The organism is Puribacter membranae (genome assembly GCF_055380425.1).
In genome coordinates this window covers 2,063,999-2,079,939 of the sequence record NZ_AP040167.1, presented here as the reverse complement: position 1 = coordinate 2,079,939, position 15,941 = coordinate 2,063,999, and the positions used below count along the sequence as shown (strand labels likewise).

Sequence of the window (15,941 nt, the reverse complement as noted above, 5' to 3'; positions counted from 1 at the left end):
TCCTAAATTAGTTAGTGTCCAAATCCATGTCCACGCCCAGTGAACGGATTTCTTTGACCAATACGTTGAAGGATTCCGGCATGCTGGCATCGATCTCGTGCTCGCCTTTGACGATGTTGTCGTACATCTTCGTACGGCCATTGATATCGTCGGACTTGACGGTCAACATCTCTTGCAGGATGTACGACGCGCCGTACGCCTCCAGCGCCCAGACCTCCATCTCACCGAAACGCTGACCACCAAACTGCGCTTTACCGCCCAGAGGCTGCTGCGTCACCAAGCTGTATGGACCGGTTGAACGCGCGTGCATCTTGTCGTCCACCAAGTGGTGCAGTTTCAGGATGTGCATGTAGCCCACGGTCACTTTGCGTTCAAACGGATCGCCGGTGCGGCCATCGTACAGCTGCATTTGCGTTTTGCTGTCGTTAAAGCCCAGTTTTTGGGTTTTCTCGTCGGCATCAGGGAAGGCCAAATCGAGCATGCGGTGAATTTCTTGTTCCGCCGCGCCGTCAAATACCGGCGTGGCAAACGGTACACCGTTGCGCAGATTTTGTGCCAATTCGAGCAATTCGGCATCGGACAGACCTTTGATGTCTTCCTTCTGACCAGAGGCGTTGTAAATTTGTTCGATGAATTTACGCAGCTCTTCGACTTTCGCCTGCTGTTTCATCATCTCGTCAATGCGCCAGCCCAGCCCTTTGGCCGCCCAACCCAAATGTACCTCGAGAATCTGACCAACGTTCATACGCGATGGTACGCCCAACGGGTTCAATACGATGTCCACCGGCGTGCCATCGGCCATGTGCGGCATGTCCTCTACCGGTACGATCAATGACACGACACCTTTGTTACCGTGGCGACCGGCCATTTTGTCACCGGGTTGCAGACGGCGTTTAACCGCCAGATACACCTTGACCATCTTGATCACGCCGGCTGGCAGATCATCGCCTTGCGTCAATTTTTTGCGCTTTTCTTCAAACGCGTTGTTGAACTGCGCTCGTTTTTGATCCAAGGCTTCACGCACCGCTTCCATATCGGCGGCAACGGCGTCATCGGCTACGCGAATGTCGAACCATTTGTAGTGGTCTGCGAATTCGTCCAAATACTCTTTGCTGATTTTCGCGCCTTTAGCCAGCTTGTTCGGGCCGCCGTTGGCGACTTTGCCGATCAAGGTTTTTTCCAAACGGGAAAACGCGTCACGCGCCACAATACGCATTTGATCTTCGAGATCGTGGCGATAGCGATTCAATTCATCGTCAATGATCGATTGTGCACGAGCATCACGGGTCGTGCCTTCGCGTGTGAATACTTGTACATCGATCACGGTACCAACCATACCGCCCGGTACGCGCAATGAGGTGTCTTTCACGTCAGAGGCTTTTTCACCGAAAATCGCGCGCAGGAGTTTTTCTTCCGGCGTGAGTTGGGTTTCACCTTTTGGCGTGACTTTACCAACCAATACGTCGCCGGATTTCACTTCCGCACCGATGTGGATGATGCCTGAGTCGTCCAAACGGGTCAGTTGCGATTCGGCCAAGTTGGAAATATCGCGGGTGATTTCTTCCGCGCCCAGCTTGGTGTCGCGTGCGACCACGCTCAATTCTTCGATGTGAATCGAGGTGTAGCGGTCATCGGCCACAACTTTTTCGGAGATCAAAATCGAGTCCTCGAAGTTGTAACCATTCCACGGCATGAACGCGACCATCATGTTTTGACCCAGCGCCAATTCGCCCAAGTCGGTCGATGCACCGTCAGCGATCACGTCGCCGCGCGCCACGACGTCGCCTTTTTTGACGATCGGACGTTGGTTGATGTTGGTGTTTTGGTTCGAGCGGGTGTATTTGATCAGGTTGTAGATGTCCACACCGACTTCACCGGCCACTGTTTCGTCGTCGTTCACGCGAATCACAATGCGGTTCGCTTCGATGTGATCAACCACGCCGCCACGCAGCGCTTGTACCGCTGTACCCGAGTCAACCGCCACGGTGCGCTCAATCCCCGTACCGACAACCGCTTTTTCAGCGCGCAGACACGGAACGGCCTGACGTTGCATGTTTGAACCCATCAATGCACGGTTCGCATCATCGTGCTCGAGGAACGGAATCAAGGATGCCGCCACGGAAACGATCTGCGATGGCGCCACGTCCATGTACTGCACGCGCTCCGGCGATACGAGCATGGATTCGCCCGCTTCACGCGCAGAAACCAGCTCACCGATCAAAGTGCCTTTGTCGTCCACTTCCGCATTCGCCTGCGCGATGACGTATTTACCCTCTTCAATTGCAGACAAATAATCGATTTTGTCGGTCACTTTCATGTTTTCAACGCGGCGGTACGGCGTTTCGAGGAAGCCGTATTCGTTCAAACGCGCGTAAATCGCCATGGAGTTAATCAAACCAATGTTTGGACCCTCTGGCGTTTCAATCGGACATACGCGACCGTAGTGCGTCGGGTGTACGTCACGCACCTCAAAGCCGGCACGCTCACGCGTCAAACCGCCCGGACCGAGTGCTGATACACGGCGCTTGTGGGTGATTTCCGACAATGGGTTGGTTTGATCCATAAACTGCGACAATTGGCTGGAACCAAAGAACTCTTTGATCGCCGATGAAATCGGTTTGGAGTTGATCAAATCATGTGGCAACAGACCTTCAGATTCCGCTTGCGCCAAGCGCTCTTTGACCGCACGCTCTACACGCGCCAAGCCTGAGCGGAATTGGTTTTCGGTCAATTCGCCGACGCAACGCACGCGACGATTACCCAAGTGATCAATATCATCCACTTCGCCAATACCGTTGCGCAGATCAACCAGCGTTTTCACCACGTCGAGGATGTCGTCGTTGTCCAATACCATCGCGCCTTCATCGCTGTCGCGACCCAAGCGGCGGTTGAACTTCATACGACCCACGCGCGACAAATCATACGCGTCTTCGGAGTAGAACAAGCGGTTGAACAAGGCTTCTACGGCTTCATCGGTCGGCGGTTCGCCCGGGCGCATCATGCGGTAAATCGCAATGCGCGCGGCATTTTGATCGGCCGTTTCGTCCAAACGCAAGGCGTTGGAAATGTACGCGCCGTGATCCAATTCGTTGGTGTACAGCACTTCCACGCGTTTGATGCCTGCATCGCGCAATTTGCGCAAAGATTCTTCGGTCAACTCATCGTTGGCTTTGGCAATCACTTCGCCCGTGTCCGCATCGATCACGTTTTTCGCCAAGACCAAGCCAAGCAAGTAATCTTCCGGCACATGGATTTCCTGCAAACCCGCTTTTTCGATGTCACGAATGTGTTTACCGGTGATACGCTTGTCACGCGCGACCAAGACTTTGCCGTCTTTGTCCACGATGTCAAAACGCGCCACTTCACCGCGCAAACGCTCGGTATTGACCGGAATGTAGCCGCCCTCTTTCACCAAAGTCACATCGGTGAATTCAAAGAACGTAGCCAAAATTTGTTCCGGAGTCATGCCTATGGATTTGAGCAAAATGGTCACAGGCATTTTACGGCGACGGTCGACGCGGAAATACAACACGTCTTTCGGATCAAACTCGAAATCCAACCATGAACCGCGGTAAGGAATGATGCGCGCTGAGAACAGCAATTTGCCCGAGCTGTGGGTTTTGCCTTTGTCATGCTCGAAGAACACGCCCGGTGAGCGGTGCAACTGCGACACGATCACGCGTTCGGTACCATTGATCACGAATGAGCCGGTGTTGGTCATCAGCGGCAATTCGCCCATGTACACTTCCTGCTCTTTCACTTCCTTCACGGTCGGCTTGGACGCTTCTTTGTCCATCAACACCAAGCGCACTTTCGCGCGCAAGGCCGAGCAGAAAGTCAAACCACGTTGTTGACACTCTTTCACGTCAAACACCGGCGGCGCGAGGTGATAACTCACGAACTCCAAACGCGCCATTTCATTGTGCGACACGATCGGGAAAATCGAGGTGAATGCCGCTTGCAGGCCGATATTACGGCGTTGCATCGGATCCACGTCGGCTTGTAAAAATTCATAATACGAATGTAGCTGGGTTTCCAGCAGATAAGGCACTTGCTGAACGACTTCGCGCTTGGCGAAACTTTTACGAATGCGTTTTTTCTCAGTAAATGAGTAAGACTGAGCTTTGGCCATGAAGCACTCCAAGACAGAGGGTTTATCGGAATAAACAAAGAAAATTAAAGACCCGTTGAATTTGGTGACCGGCCACTACCGGTCGCTGGCGGACAATATCATCCCAGCACAGTCTGAACCCATTCATGTGGCAAGCGCAGCACTTCACTGTCGACTTGAGCCACAACACGCGACCATCAAAAACACCGCGCGCCGAAAGCACCCAAACTGTCGGACTCGAACAATACCCGACCAAATTTATTTTCTCGTCTTTAAAAAGAAAACAAAACGAAATTCACTCATCGCATTTAAATCAACTGATTTAAATCAACGAATCAACTCGGTTTTGGCTTCTGCCAAACACTTTACACTCACTTCCAACGGCTTCCCTTTGATCGCCACACGAAGCACACAATAGCGGCGACGATAAGACGGGAAAAGGCCGACGTCCGAAAACGTCAGCCCCCACTCGAAAAAGCACCCAATTATTTGAGTTCGGCTTTCGCGCCCGCTTCTTCCAATTTTTTCTTAGCTTCTTCAGCTTCAGCTTTAGACACGCCTTCTTTAACTGCTTTAGGTGCGCCGTCAACCATGTCTTTGGCTTCTTTCAAGCCCAAGCCAGTGATTTCACGAACCGCTTTAATCACAGATACTTTGTTCGCGCCGGCTTCAGCCAAGATCACGTCAAATTCAGTTTTCTCTTCAGCTGCCGCTGCACCACCTGCTGCAGGGCCTGCCGCAACCGCTACCGCAGCTGCTGATACACCGAATTTTTCTTCGAACGCTTTAACCAAGTCGTTCAAATCCATTACAGACATCGCCGCTACTGCTTCTAGGATATCGTCTTTAGTAATTGCCATTTGTATTGCTCCAAATATTTTCGGGCTATGTGCTGAATCAAATTTAAAAAACTCAGCAGCCCAACATCAGTTAAAAATGAGATTATGCCGCTTCTGACTGTTTTTGCTCGGCAACCGCACCCAAAGCGCGCGCCAAACCAGAAACAGGGGCCTTCATCACGTATGCCAACTTCGACAACAATTCTTCGCGGCTTGGGATGCTTGCTAAGGCTTTGATGCCCACAGTATCCAGCTTAGAACCGTTGTAAGCACCTGCTTTCAAAACCAATTTGTCATTGGTTTTGGCAAAGTCGTTCAAAACTTTTGCCGCAGCTACCGCATCTTCAGAGATGCTGTAAAGCAATGGACCGACCATTTCGTCAGCCAATACTTCAAACGAAGTACCCGCCACCGCACGACGCGCCAATGTGTTTTTCAACACACGGATTTGCACGCCTTGCTCACGGGCTTGTTTACGCAATGTTGTCAGAGCGCCAACGCTAATCCCACGATACTCAGCCACGGCCATAGTTTGCGCGTTTTCAATCAATTGCGCTACTTCGGCAACGACGGCTTTTTTATCTTCAAGATTCAATGCCACTTGTTAGCTCCTACATCATTTTAAGGAAAAGTCATGGTTCATGCGCATCGCGCATCAATCACAACACCCAACGACTTCCTCAACGACTGTGTTATTTGTCGGTACACCCCAACAAACAACGGCAATTCATTTTCGGGGTCGCTATTCTGCGCTGGCTATTTGAACTGCATGTTAAACACATGCCTCTCAAGAGATTAAGCAATGATGATTTGAACTAAACCACCTCGCACCAACGGTCTTTGAAAGCTCGCTGTGATAAAAAAATACACCACAGCGACCCAAAGCACTTTATCGCTCGCCGACCCAACCTGTGAGCGACGAGCTCATGTTTTTTAACGATTCAGCGATTAAGCAATCGTTGTGCTGTCCACACGCACACCCACACCCATAGTCGAAGACAAGGCCACTTTACGGATGTAAACGCCTTTGCTTGACGCAGGTTTGAGTTTGGTCAACTCAGCGATCAATGCTTGCAAGTTGGTTTTCAATGCGTCCACTTCAAAGGTCGCACGACCCAAAGTCGCGTGAATGATACCGGCTTTGTCCACACGGAACTGCACTTGACCGGCTTTCGCGTTTTTCACCGCAGTTTCAACGTCCGGAGTCACGGTACCGACTTTCGGGTTTGGCATCAAACCACGCGGACCCAAGATTTGACCCAAAGCACCCACCACGCGCATCGCATCCGGCGTAGCGATCACAATATCAAAGTCCATATTACCGGCTTTAACTTGTTCCGCCAAATCTTCCATACCGACGATTTCCGCACCGGCCGCTTTAGCGATTTCGGCTTTTTCGCCTTGCGCAAACACCGCAACGCGAACCGATTTGCCGGTACCGGCAGGCAATACCACCGAACCACGAACGGTTTGATCGGATTTCTTAGGGTCTACGCCCAACTGCACCGCAACGTCAATCGACTCGGTGAATTTGGCATTGGCACATTCTTTCACCAAAGCAAATGCTTCATCAGCAGCATACAGCTTGTTGCGATCAACTTTTTCAGCCAACAACTTGGCGCGTTTACTCAATTTAGCCATTTTACACGCCCTCCACGATGATACCCATGCTGCGTGCGCTACCGGCAATGGTACGCACCGCTGCGTCCAAATCGGCCGCAGTCAAGTCTGGTTGTTTGGTTTTTGCGATTTCTTCCGCTTGTTCGCGGGTAATGGTCGCCACTTTATCCGAGTGCGGGCGAGCCGAACCTTTTTGCAACTTAGCCGCGCGTTTGAGCAAGGTCGTTGCCGGAGTGGTTTTCATTACGAAGGTGAAGCTTTTATCCGCATACGCTGTGATCACCACAGGTACTGGCAGACCCGGCTCTACACCTTGGGTTGCCGCGTTAAACGCTTTACAGAACTCCATGATATTCAGACCGCGTTGACCCAACGCAGGACCGACTGGAGGAGACGGGTTTGCTTTACCCGCAGGAATTTGCAGCTTAATAAAGCCGACAATCTTCTTTGCCATTTTTCACTTCCTTGAGTGGTAACGCCATTTCGGTGAATCACTTCACGCTACTTTGGCTCCTCTTGCAACTTATTTATTCATTCACTGATCGCAAATGCAGGTAAAGTCGCTTAACCTTAAATTTTGATTTTGTCTCTAAATCAGACGATTTTTTCAACCTGATCAAACCCCAATTCCACCGGCGTTGAGCGGCCAAAAATCGTGACCGCTACGCGCAGTTTGTTTCGCTCGTAGTTAACTTCCTCAACGAACGCATTGAAATCGGCAAACGGCCCTTCGGTGACGCGCAACTCTTCGCCCACCTCAAATTCGATTTTCGGACGTGGACGCTCGCCACTCATCAGGCTCAATACTTTTTCCACATCGTGCGGCGGCAACGGACGCGGTTTATTGCCCACACCACCCACAAAGCCAGATACTTTCGGCGTGCTTTTTACCAAATGCCAAGTCTCGTCCGTCATGGCCATCTCAATCAACACATAACCCGGATACAAGCGACGCTCGGCAACCACACGCTTGCCATTGCGCATCTCGACCACTTCCTCTGTCGGCACCAAAACACGACCAAACATATCGTCCATGCCAGAACGCGCAATGCGCTCATTCAATGAGCGCTCTACATTCTTTTCCATGCTCGAATGAGCCTGAATGAAGTACCAACGTTTTTCCATTATCTATTCCAACGCAAAATCAGATCGTACAGCACCCATTCGATCAGTTTGTCAACACCCAGAATAAACAAGGCCATCACAAACACAAACAGGAACACCACACCCGCCATTTGCAAAACTTCTTTTCGAGTCGGCCAAACCACTTTACGGGTTTCGCGATAACTCTCTTTGGCAAACGCCACAAATGCTTTGCCGCTGGGCGACACAAAAAACACCACCGCAGCCAAGACAAAACCCGCCAACAACAAAAGCGATTTCAAGTACGCAGGTTGCAGCGGGAGAAATAAATACGCCACAAACGCGGCGACTAAAACAACGATCGGCGCCCAAACACCCCACTTAGAAGGATTGGCATCGACAACATGAGTTTGAGACATTGCCTCTTCGCTTATAAAATTTGAATAGCTGTTTTGACTGTGGCAGGGGCGGAGGGTCTCGAACCCCCAACCTACGGTTTTGGAGACCGTCACTCTACCAATTGAGCTACGCCCCTACAACCAAAACTTATTGAATCGACTGATTTTCTCTTTTCAATAGAGAAAGAAGCGGGATTCTATCACAAAAATAGAATCCCGTCCAGCATTACCCTTCGGGGTAATTAAATATTACGCAGTGATCTTAGCCACAACACCCGCGCCGACGGTACGGCCGCCTTCGCGAATCGCGAAACGCAAGCCTTCTTCCATCGCGATTGGCGCGATCAATTCTACGGACATAGATACGTTGTCACCCGGCATCACCATTTCTTTGTCTGCTGGCAAAGTCACGGCACCGGTCACGTCAGTAGTACGGAAGTAGAATTGCGGACGGTAGTTGTTAAAGAATGGGGTGTGACGACCACCTTCTTCTTTGGACAATACGTATACTTCCGCGTCGAATTTGGTGTGTGGGTTGATGGAACCTGGTTTGGCCAATACTTGACCGCGCTCTACGTCTTCACGCTTGGTACCACGCAACAGTACACCCACGTTGTCACCGGCCTGACCTTGATCCAGCAATTTGCGGAACATTTCTACACCGGTACAGGTGGTTTTTTGGGTTGGTTTGATACCAACGATTTCGATCTCTTCGCCGACTTTAACGATACCACGTTCGATACGACCGGTTACGACGGTACCACGACCAGAAATAGAGAATACGTCTTCGATTGGCATCAGGAATGTGCCGTCAACCGCGCGTTCCGGAGTTGGGATGTAGCTGTCTAATGCTTCGCCCAAAGCCAAGATGGATGGCTCGCCGATGTCTGATTGGTCACCTTCCAATGCCAATTTGGCAGAACCTTTGACGATAGGCAAGTCGTCGCCTGGGAAGTCGTATTTGGACAGCAGTTCGCGAACTTCCATTTCGACCAATTCCAACAATTCTTCGTCGTCAACCATGTCGCATTTGTTCAGGTAGACGATGATGTACGGTACACCTACTTGGCGCGCCAACAGGATGTGTTCGCGGGTTTGTGGCATTGGGCCGTCAGCGGCCGAGCACACCAGAATCGCGCCGTCCATTTGCGCCGCACCGGTAATCATGTTTTTCACATAGTCGGCGTGACCCGGGCAGTCTACGTGGGCGTAGTGGCGACCTGCGGTTTCGTACTCGACGTGCGCAGTGTTGATGGTAATACCACGTGCTTTTTCTTCTGGTGCCGCGTCAATATCCGCGTAGCCTTTGGCTTCACCACCGAATTTTTTGGTCAATACCGTCGTGATTGCCGCGGTCAATGTCGTTTTACCGTGATCCACGTGACCAATCGTACCTACGTTCACGTGCGGTTTGGTACGTTCAAACTTGCCTTTTGCCATAATAGACCCCTTTTTTAGGAAGTAATGGATAGTAAATATTGGATAATCTGGTGCCCATGGCGGGAATCGGACCCGCGACCTCTCCCTTACCAAGGGAGTGCTCTACCACTGAGCCACATGGGCGATATGAGGAAAACCTTTGCTGGAGCGGGAGACGAGAATCGAACTCGCGTCATTAGCTTGGAAGGCTAAGGTTCTACCATTAAACTACTCCCGCACTACGCACGCATAAGCATCATACATTGTTGTTCGGGATGCTATTACCCACGGTTTTCTTTGGTGGAGAGGGCTGGATTCGAACCAGCGTACTCATAGAGGGCAGATTTACAGTCTGCTGCCATTAACCACTCGGCCACCTCTCCTGTAAGAGAATGCAATTATCGACATTATCATTTTGTTTGTCAACTGCTTTTGCGCCGCTTTGCGCGTTTATCTGCGTATTTTTTGAATTTTTCACCTATAATTCGAATTCTTCGTCTCTTTTGTGAGACTTTTTTGTTCTATTTTTTGCTCGGAATCATGCTTTCACCTCAACGAATTTTACTGGCCTTTTCTTACACCGTTAAAGGTTTGCGCAGCGCTTGGCGCACCGAGGCGGCATTTCGCGATGATGTTTTGCTGGTGCTGATCGTGCAAGCGCTTTGCTTATGGTTGCAACCGCCGCTGTGGCTGTGGCTGCTGTTTGGTTTAAGCAACGCCTTGCTGCTGGTCACAGAGCTGCTCAACACGGGTTTGGAGTATCTGGCTGATCACGCCAGCACCGATCATCATGCTTTACTCGGCAGTGCGAAGGACGTCGGTAGTGCGGCGGTGTTTATTTTATTGGTCTTCAACACAATTGTGTTGGCGGTGATTGCCTATTTGCATTGGCAAAACTAAAAAAGACCGCAATCGGTGGACTGCGGTTTTTGCGAACAACACTATGCGTTACAAAATGTATTGCGCGAGGTTTTCGTCCTGAATTAAGTCACCCAAACGCGCCTCAACAAACGCCGCATCAATGCTCACGGTTTTGCCGTTGTATTCATGCGCTTTGTAGGAAATTTCTTCGAGCAACTTTTCCATCACGGTGTGCAAACGGCGCGCGCCAATGTTTTCCGAGCGTTCATTGACCTGACAGGCCATTTCCGCCAAACGCTGTACGCCTTCTGGCGTGAATTCGAGTTTGACATCTTCCACCGCCATCAAGGCCGCGTATTGGCGCGTCAAACATGCGTCAGTGCTGGTCAAAATCGCACTGAAATCATCCACGGACAATGACCCCAATTCAACACGAATCGGAAAGCGCCCTTGCAACTCCGGAATCAAGTCGCTTGGTTTAGACAGTGAAAACGCACCCGATGCAACGAACAAAATATGGTCGGTTTTAACCAAACCGTATTTGGTGGAAACGGTGGTGCCCTCGACCAGCGGCAGCAAATCGCGCTGCACGCCTTGGCGCGACACCTCGCCCGAATGCCCACTCTCGCGGCTGCAAATTTTGTCAATTTCATCAATAAACACGATGCCGGTTTGCTCCACCGCTTCGAGCGCTTCGCGGCGAACGTCTTCTTCATTGACCATTTTATCGGCTTCTTCATCGACCAACAGACGCATGGCTTCTTTGACTTTCATTTTCTTTTTACTGGTCTGGCCTTTACCGATGTTGACGAACATGGTGCGAATTTGATCGGCCATTTCTTCCATGCCCGGCGGGCTCATGACGTCAAATTGTGCGCCGCCTTGCGCGACATCAATTTCGATTTCGGTTTCGTCCAAGTCACCTTCGCGCAGTTTTTTGCGGAATTTTTGTCGCGCCACGCTGTCTTGATCGGCGCGTGAGTATTCGCCTGTAGTCACTTCGCGCGCGGGCGGCAGCAGGCAATCGAGAATGCGGTCTTCCGCCGCGTCCTGCGCACGGGTTTTCATCAATTTGGCGGCATTGGAGCGCGCATTTTTCACAGCCACTTCGGTCAAATCCTTGATGATGGATTCGACATCTTTGCCAACGTAGCCGACTTCGGTGAATTTGGTCGCTTCGACTTTGATAAACGGCGCACCGGCCAGACGCGCCAGACGACGCGCGATTTCGGTTTTCCCCACACCGGTCGGCCCCATCATCAGAATATTTTTGGGGGTGACTTCGACGCGCATGGTCTCGGGCAGTTGACTACGGCGCCAACGATTACGCATCGCCAAGGCGACGGCTTTTTTCGCGTCTTTTTGCCCCACAATGTGTTTGTCCAGCTCCGAGACGATTTCCTGCGGAGTCATATTGAATGCAGCGGGATGATTCATGTCCGTTCTCTTTTATAAGGTTTCGATGGTGTGATTTTGATTGGTGTAAATACAGATATCACCGACAATTTCGAGTGATTTTTTGACAATCACTTCGGGTGCGAGCTCGGTGTTGTGCAACAGCGCGAGCGCTGCCGACTGCGCAAACGCGCCGCCTGAGCCAATCGCGATCAGGCCGTGTTCCGGCTCCAGCACGTCGCCATTGCCGGTGATGATGAGCGAGGCGGTATGATCGGCAACCGCGAGCATGGCTTCCAAACGGCGCAACACGCGGTCGGTACGCCAATCTTTGGTCAGATCAATCGCGGCGCGCGTGAGGTGCCCATTGTGTTTTTCGAGTTTGGCTTCAAAACGTTCAAATAGCGTGAATGCGTCCGCCGTCGCGCCAGCAAAACCGGCCAGCACTTTGCCGTTGTACAGTTTGCGTACTTTACGCGCCGAGCCTTTGACGATGGTGTTGCCGAGGGTGACTTGCCCGTCGCCGCCGATGGCGACCTGATTGCCTCGGCGTACCGAGACGATGGTGGTTCCGTGGTATTGTTCCATATTGGCCTCTGTTGATGACAAGCTCAGAAAAGTCGCTTGCCTGAATATTTGATTAATTCGGGGCGCTTTGGCAAAAAACAAGGGCACTCATTCGAGCGCCCTGTTTTCATTCGACATTCATGCGTCAACGCATCAATCGCCGTACATTTTTTGGATTTTTTCGCGGCGTTGTTGCGCCTCCAGCGACAAAGTCGCGGTCGGGCGAGCCAACAAACGCCCTACGCCAATCGCTTCGCCGGTTTCTTCGCACCAGCCGTATTCGCCGGACTCTACGCGCTCCAATGCTTGCGCCACTTTCTTCAGCAATTTGCGCTCACGGTCACGCGTACGTAACTCCAGCGCGTGCTCTTCCTCAATGGTCGCGCGATCCGCAGGATCTGGCACGACTTCGTTGTCGCGCAAATGCTCGGTGGTTTCATCCGCATTGCTGAGAATTTCCGCCTGCATTTCCAATAGTTTTTCTTTGAAAAAAGCCAATTGCGCTTCATTCATGTAATCTTTTGCCGGCATCTTGAGCAATTGTGCTTCTGTCAGCCCGCCTTTTTTTGCCACCATATTGCTATCTCCTACGTATTGCATGACTCTCGGTCATGCACTGCATTGCTCCAGTTCCGCACGTAAAGTCGCCACATCGATGCCTTGCCCCAATAGCCAAACACCACTTTCGGACATCTCGTCTGCGGCATATTGAGGAACAAACTCCATCGACCACAAATGATGAATGCCACTGACTGCCAATGGCTCCGCGACATCTTTTACCCGAATCGCCGCCCACAGACGGACGATTTGATGGCTGTATTGTTGCCGCCACCGACGGATCAACGACGTGATTTTTGCGCGATCAACTGCACTATAAGAGGAGAAATATACCACTTTATTGGCATTCCATGCACCTAAATCGTCCTTTTTGAGTGCAATTTGTGCCAATGGTGCCGCTTTGTGGTAAGCATTAAGTCCTTGTAACAGCACATCTTTATTGACCAAACTGTCGTGCACCCAGCGCGCCATCGGGTTAAACGCGCGCATTTGCGGCAAATAATCCGCCGGCGCACGCGCCACACCATAAGTAATGACCCGATCAATGATCAACCAACGCAGTGCGTCGGCTCGATGCAAGGTGCGCTCCCAATCGTCCATGCCTTGCAGCAGTCCCGTGGTATTGTCCAAACGCGCGCCCATCTGCGCGAACGTCATCAGCGCCCATTGTGTCCACAGCACCGGACTGGAGCGGTAAGGCAAGAGAACCACCAACTGCTGCGCCCCGTGTGTACGTGCACGGTCAATGCCCTGCGCCAATGCCGTCTGCCACGCATCATCCGGCCAAGCCGAACCTTGGATGATCTCGCCTACCAAACCGGAGCGTGCGTAGGCGGTGTCGGGATGCGCCAGAACCAACATTTCGTGATCCACATGCGCCTGCGCCAAGGTGCGCGCCCAATGCGGTACAACCGTACCCGCGTCGGCGTTCGGCTGCATATCGAACCACAAGGACACCGAGACGCTCGTCTCGCGCTCACTGGACGATGAATCATTGGGAATAGCATGAATGGATGCGGCTTCGGACACTCGATACCTCTGCTGTTTGAGTTAAAAATCGGATGTGAGTTGGTTACTCATTATCGGCTTCATGATACACCCACTGCCGCTCAATGATGCCACGAATGATGTGCAAGCGGCGATGGAAAAAATGATCCGCGCCTGCGACTACGGTCACCGGCAACTCTTGCGGCTCCGCCCAGCGCAGCACCTCATCCAGCGTGATCGTATCATCCAGCTCACCATGAATGACGATGGTGTCCTGCTGCACGGCCTCGACCGGCCACTTGCCCGCCGCCGTGCCGACAAACACCATGCGCTCGACACGCTGACCCAGCTCATTCAGACGCTGCGCCACGCGCGACTGTACCAGCGTGCCAAACGAAAACCCCGCCAACACCAATGCGCCGTGCTGTTCATACTGACGCCGCGCCCACTCAATCACCGTCAGTGTATCGTCGGTTTCGCCATTGCCCGCATCGTGCTTACCCGCGCTTTGTCCCACGCCGCGGAAATTAAAACGCACGGTCATGTAGCCCAAGCCGCTGAAGGTTTTCGCCAGCGTCTGCGCGACTTTGTTGTCCATCGTACCGCCAAACAAAGGATGCGGATGCGCGACAATCGCCAAGCCGCGCGCGTTGGGCTGCGCCTCGCTCAAAGTCGGCATATCAAGCTGTACCTCAATCGCGCCGACGTTGCCCTCGATCAGCAGGCGCTCTGCCTTGTTATTCAACACCGCCATATTATTCAGCGTCCACCAACAAGCGCGTCACCACGCGATCATTCTGCAAATGTTCGGTCAAAATTTCGTCCAAATCACTGCGATCGACATATTGATACCAAACATTGTCGGGGTAAACCACGCACACCGGCCCTTGCGCGCAGCGATCCAAGCAGCCCGCTTTGTTGATGCGCACTTTGCCTTTGCCTAAAAGCCCCATGCTGTGCGCCCGCCCCTTGATGTAATCGAGCGCATCCGCAGCTCCGTGACGCGCGCAATCGCCGCGCTCGTCGTTGGCCGCGCGCTCATTGGTACAGAAAAAAACGTGGTGTTTGTAATAGCCCTGCTTCGGCTTTTGTTGACTGTCCGACATCGCCCTCTCCATCAAAATATTCATCCTTGCCGCCGATTCAAACCGCGGCGTGCGCGGTTGTTTTATAATCGGGACGTTTTCATCGCATTCTCAAGCCCATCATGCCCTACGCACCGCTCGAACTCGCACGACTCAAACACTGGTGGAGCCACCACAGCGCGGCGCGCAGTGCGCTCGCCATCAAATACGTGGCCGAATGCGACTCAACCAATGCGCAATTATACCGAAGCCCCAGCCAACATCATACCCTACTGGTGGCCGAGCGCCAAACCCACGGACGCGGCCAATTCGAGCGCGTTTGGCGCAGTCAAGCAGGCGATTTGATTTTCTCGCTCGGCCTGAGTTTGCCCTTGGACGCCATTCCCGCGCTGTCCATCCGCGTTGGTTTGGCCTTGGCGCAAACCTGTACCCAAAACGGTTGGCCGGTTCAGCTCAAATGGCCGAATGATTTGATTGGCCAAACCGCCAGCCACAAAGGCAAGCTCGCAGGTATTTTGGTGCAAGCCAACCCCAATAACCACAGCAGCCCCGAAAGCCGCAGCACAATGCGCTGGGTGGTGATTGGCGTCGGCCTGAACATTGCGCCTCGTTTGGACGACCCCTCGATGAACACCGATTTGGCGCCGTCGGCGTTTGCCCCCATCGGCTTGGCACAAATCGATCCGACGTGGCACGCCCACACCCTCGGCGCGCGCGAAACCCTACTGATGCAATTGGTGGACGCCATCCTCTGCGCCATCGAAACCGCGCACGCCCTGCCGGACACATCGTTGGCGCAGCGCTGGAATCAATACGATTTGTGGCAACAGCATACCGTGCAGTGGGCAGAACACGGCACCGTGGATGAAGCCGCTCCAAACGAGTACGGCACCGCACTGGGCATCAACGCATGGGGCGAATACCGCATTCAACCGGCCATCATTGACCCTGCCGCCGCCCCCATCGTAACGCTGAACAGCGGCCAGATTCGCGCCTACCACCCCATTACCGAATGACG

16 protein-coding genes and 4 tRNA genes are annotated in these 15,941 nt (G+C 52.4%); 2 read left to right on the top strand and 18 right to left on the bottom strand.

Going from position 1 to position 15,941, the window contains the following annotated elements:
• Positions 1 to 7 precede the first annotated feature (7 nt).
• The 12 genes from rpoB to ACZ41M_RS09965 form a co-directional block, all read right to left on the bottom strand.
• A complete protein-coding gene (gene rpoB / locus ACZ41M_RS10020; protein WP_464731301.1) occupies positions 8 to 4,132 on the bottom strand; it encodes a DNA-directed RNA polymerase subunit beta in 4,125 nt (1,374 codons plus the stop codon).
• A 464-nt stretch (positions 4,133 to 4,596) separates the two neighbouring features.
• Positions 4,597 to 4,971: a 50S ribosomal protein L7/L12 gene (gene rplL, locus ACZ41M_RS10015; RefSeq protein ID WP_464731302.1), complete on the bottom strand. Its 375-nt coding sequence runs from the start codon at positions 4,969 to 4,971 to the stop codon at positions 4,597 to 4,599.
• 82 nt (positions 4,972 to 5,053) lie between these two features.
• Positions 5,054 to 5,551: a 50S ribosomal protein L10 gene (rplJ, locus tag ACZ41M_RS10010; protein ID WP_464731303.1), complete on the bottom strand. Its 498-nt coding sequence runs from the start codon at positions 5,549 to 5,551 to the stop codon at positions 5,054 to 5,056.
• 347 nt (positions 5,552 to 5,898) lie between these two features.
• Entirely contained in the window at positions 5,899 to 6,591 is a 693-nt protein-coding gene (rplA, locus tag ACZ41M_RS10005; protein WP_464731304.1) for a 50S ribosomal protein L1, read from the bottom strand.
• 1 nt (position 6,592) lies between these two features.
• Positions 6,593 to 7,024: a 50S ribosomal protein L11 gene (gene rplK / locus ACZ41M_RS10000; RefSeq protein WP_464731305.1), complete on the bottom strand. Its 432-nt coding sequence runs from the start codon at positions 7,022 to 7,024 to the stop codon at positions 6,593 to 6,595.
• 140 nt (positions 7,025 to 7,164) lie between these two features.
• Complete coding sequence (nusG, locus tag ACZ41M_RS09995) at positions 7,165 to 7,695, bottom strand: transcription termination/antitermination protein NusG (protein WP_464731306.1); 531 nt, start codon at positions 7,693 to 7,695, stop codon at positions 7,165 to 7,167.
• Positions 7,695 to 8,072 (bottom strand): preprotein translocase subunit SecE, encoded by a 378-nt coding sequence (gene secE / locus ACZ41M_RS09990; RefSeq protein WP_464731307.1) that lies wholly within the window; start codon positions 8,070 to 8,072, stop codon positions 7,695 to 7,697. Before secE ends, nusG begins: the two co-directional genes overlap by 1 nt.
• Before the next feature lie 40 nt (positions 8,073 to 8,112).
• Positions 8,113 to 8,188: transfer RNA gene (locus ACZ41M_RS09985), tRNA-Trp, on the bottom strand.
• A 112-nt stretch (positions 8,189 to 8,300) separates the two neighbouring features.
• Positions 8,301 to 9,491, bottom strand: coding sequence for an elongation factor Tu (gene tuf / locus ACZ41M_RS09980; protein ID WP_464731185.1), 1,191 nt, complete (start codon positions 9,489 to 9,491; stop codon positions 8,301 to 8,303).
• A 48-nt stretch (positions 9,492 to 9,539) separates the two neighbouring features.
• Positions 9,540 to 9,614 (bottom strand) — tRNA-Thr (locus ACZ41M_RS09975).
• 20 nt (positions 9,615 to 9,634) lie between these two features.
• A tRNA-Gly gene (locus ACZ41M_RS09970) sits at positions 9,635 to 9,708 on the bottom strand.
• Between the two features lie 60 nt (positions 9,709 to 9,768).
• Positions 9,769 to 9,853: transfer RNA gene (locus ACZ41M_RS09965), tRNA-Tyr, on the bottom strand.
• A gap of 157 nt (positions 9,854 to 10,010) precedes the next feature.
• Between ACZ41M_RS09965 and ACZ41M_RS09960 the strand changes: the two genes are divergently transcribed.
• Positions 10,011 to 10,370: a diacylglycerol kinase gene (locus tag ACZ41M_RS09960; protein WP_464731308.1), complete on the top strand. Its 360-nt coding sequence runs from the start codon at positions 10,011 to 10,013 to the stop codon at positions 10,368 to 10,370.
• A gap of 48 nt (positions 10,371 to 10,418) precedes the next feature.
• Here ACZ41M_RS09960 and hslU read toward each other — a convergent pair whose 3' ends face one another.
• The 6 genes from hslU to ACZ41M_RS09930 form a co-directional block, all read right to left on the bottom strand.
• Positions 10,419 to 11,768, bottom strand: coding sequence for an ATP-dependent protease ATPase subunit HslU (hslU, locus tag ACZ41M_RS09955; protein WP_464731309.1), 1,350 nt, complete (start codon positions 11,766 to 11,768; stop codon positions 10,419 to 10,421).
• 12 nt (positions 11,769 to 11,780) lie between these two features.
• Positions 11,781 to 12,314, bottom strand: coding sequence for an ATP-dependent protease subunit HslV (gene hslV / locus ACZ41M_RS09950; protein ID WP_464731310.1), 534 nt, complete (start codon positions 12,312 to 12,314; stop codon positions 11,781 to 11,783).
• Between the two features lie 132 nt (positions 12,315 to 12,446).
• Complete coding sequence (dksA, locus tag ACZ41M_RS09945) at positions 12,447 to 12,869, bottom strand: RNA polymerase-binding protein DksA (RefSeq protein ID WP_464731311.1); 423 nt, start codon at positions 12,867 to 12,869, stop codon at positions 12,447 to 12,449.
• A gap of 33 nt (positions 12,870 to 12,902) precedes the next feature.
• Positions 12,903 to 13,880: a GTP-binding protein gene (locus tag ACZ41M_RS09940; protein WP_464731312.1), complete on the bottom strand. Its 978-nt coding sequence runs from the start codon at positions 13,878 to 13,880 to the stop codon at positions 12,903 to 12,905.
• A gap of 43 nt (positions 13,881 to 13,923) precedes the next feature.
• Positions 13,924 to 14,583: an alpha/beta hydrolase gene (locus ACZ41M_RS09935; RefSeq protein WP_464732157.1), complete on the bottom strand. Its 660-nt coding sequence runs from the start codon at positions 14,581 to 14,583 to the stop codon at positions 13,924 to 13,926.
• A 10-nt stretch (positions 14,584 to 14,593) separates the two neighbouring features.
• Positions 14,594 to 14,944, bottom strand: a complete 351-nt coding sequence (locus tag ACZ41M_RS09930) for a (2Fe-2S) ferredoxin domain-containing protein (RefSeq protein ID WP_464731313.1) — start codon at positions 14,942 to 14,944, stop codon at positions 14,594 to 14,596.
• A gap of 101 nt (positions 14,945 to 15,045) precedes the next feature.
• Here ACZ41M_RS09930 and ACZ41M_RS09925 point away from each other — a divergent pair, with 101 nt between their 5' ends.
• Positions 15,046 to 15,939 (top strand): biotin--[acetyl-CoA-carboxylase] ligase, encoded by an 894-nt coding sequence (locus tag ACZ41M_RS09925; RefSeq protein WP_464731314.1) that lies wholly within the window; start codon positions 15,046 to 15,048, stop codon positions 15,937 to 15,939.
• Positions 15,940 to 15,941: the final 2 nt, after the last annotated feature.

Coding starts and splice junctions, on each gene's coding strand:
- rpoB (WP_464731301.1), bottom strand. CDS start 4,132: ATGGCCAAAGCTCAGTCTTACTCATTTACTGAGAAAAAACGCATTCGT.
- rplL (WP_464731302.1), bottom strand. CDS start 4,971: ATGGCAATTACTAAAGACGATATCCTAGAAGCAGTAGCGGCGATGTCT.
- rplA (WP_464731304.1), bottom strand. CDS start 6,591: ATGGCTAAATTGAGTAAACGCGCCAAGTTGTTGGCTGAAAAAGTTGAT.
- rplK (WP_464731305.1), bottom strand. CDS start 7,024: ATGGCAAAGAAGATTGTCGGCTTTATTAAGCTGCAAATTCCTGCGGGT.
- nusG (WP_464731306.1), bottom strand. CDS start 7,695: ATGGAAAAACGTTGGTACTTCATTCAGGCTCATTCGAGCATGGAAAAG.
- secE (WP_464731307.1), bottom strand. CDS start 8,072: ATGTCTCAAACTCATGTTGTCGATGCCAATCCTTCTAAGTGGGGTGTT.
- tuf (WP_464731185.1), bottom strand. CDS start 9,491: ATGGCAAAAGGCAAGTTTGAACGTACCAAACCGCACGTGAACGTAGGT.
- ACZ41M_RS09960 (WP_464731308.1), top strand. CDS start 10,011: ATGCTTTCACCTCAACGAATTTTACTGGCCTTTTCTTACACCGTTAAA.
- hslU (WP_464731309.1), bottom strand. CDS start 11,768: ATGAATCATCCCGCTGCATTCAATATGACTCCGCAGGAAATCGTCTCG.
- hslV (WP_464731310.1), bottom strand. CDS start 12,314: ATGGAACAATACCACGGAACCACCATCGTCTCGGTACGCCGAGGCAAT.
- dksA (WP_464731311.1), bottom strand. CDS start 12,869: ATGGTGGCAAAAAAAGGCGGGCTGACAGAAGCACAATTGCTCAAGATG.
- ACZ41M_RS09930 (WP_464731313.1), bottom strand. CDS start 14,944: ATGTCGGACAGTCAACAAAAGCCGAAGCAGGGCTATTACAAACACCAC.
- ACZ41M_RS09925 (WP_464731314.1), top strand. CDS start 15,046: ATGCCCTACGCACCGCTCGAACTCGCACGACTCAAACACTGGTGGAGC.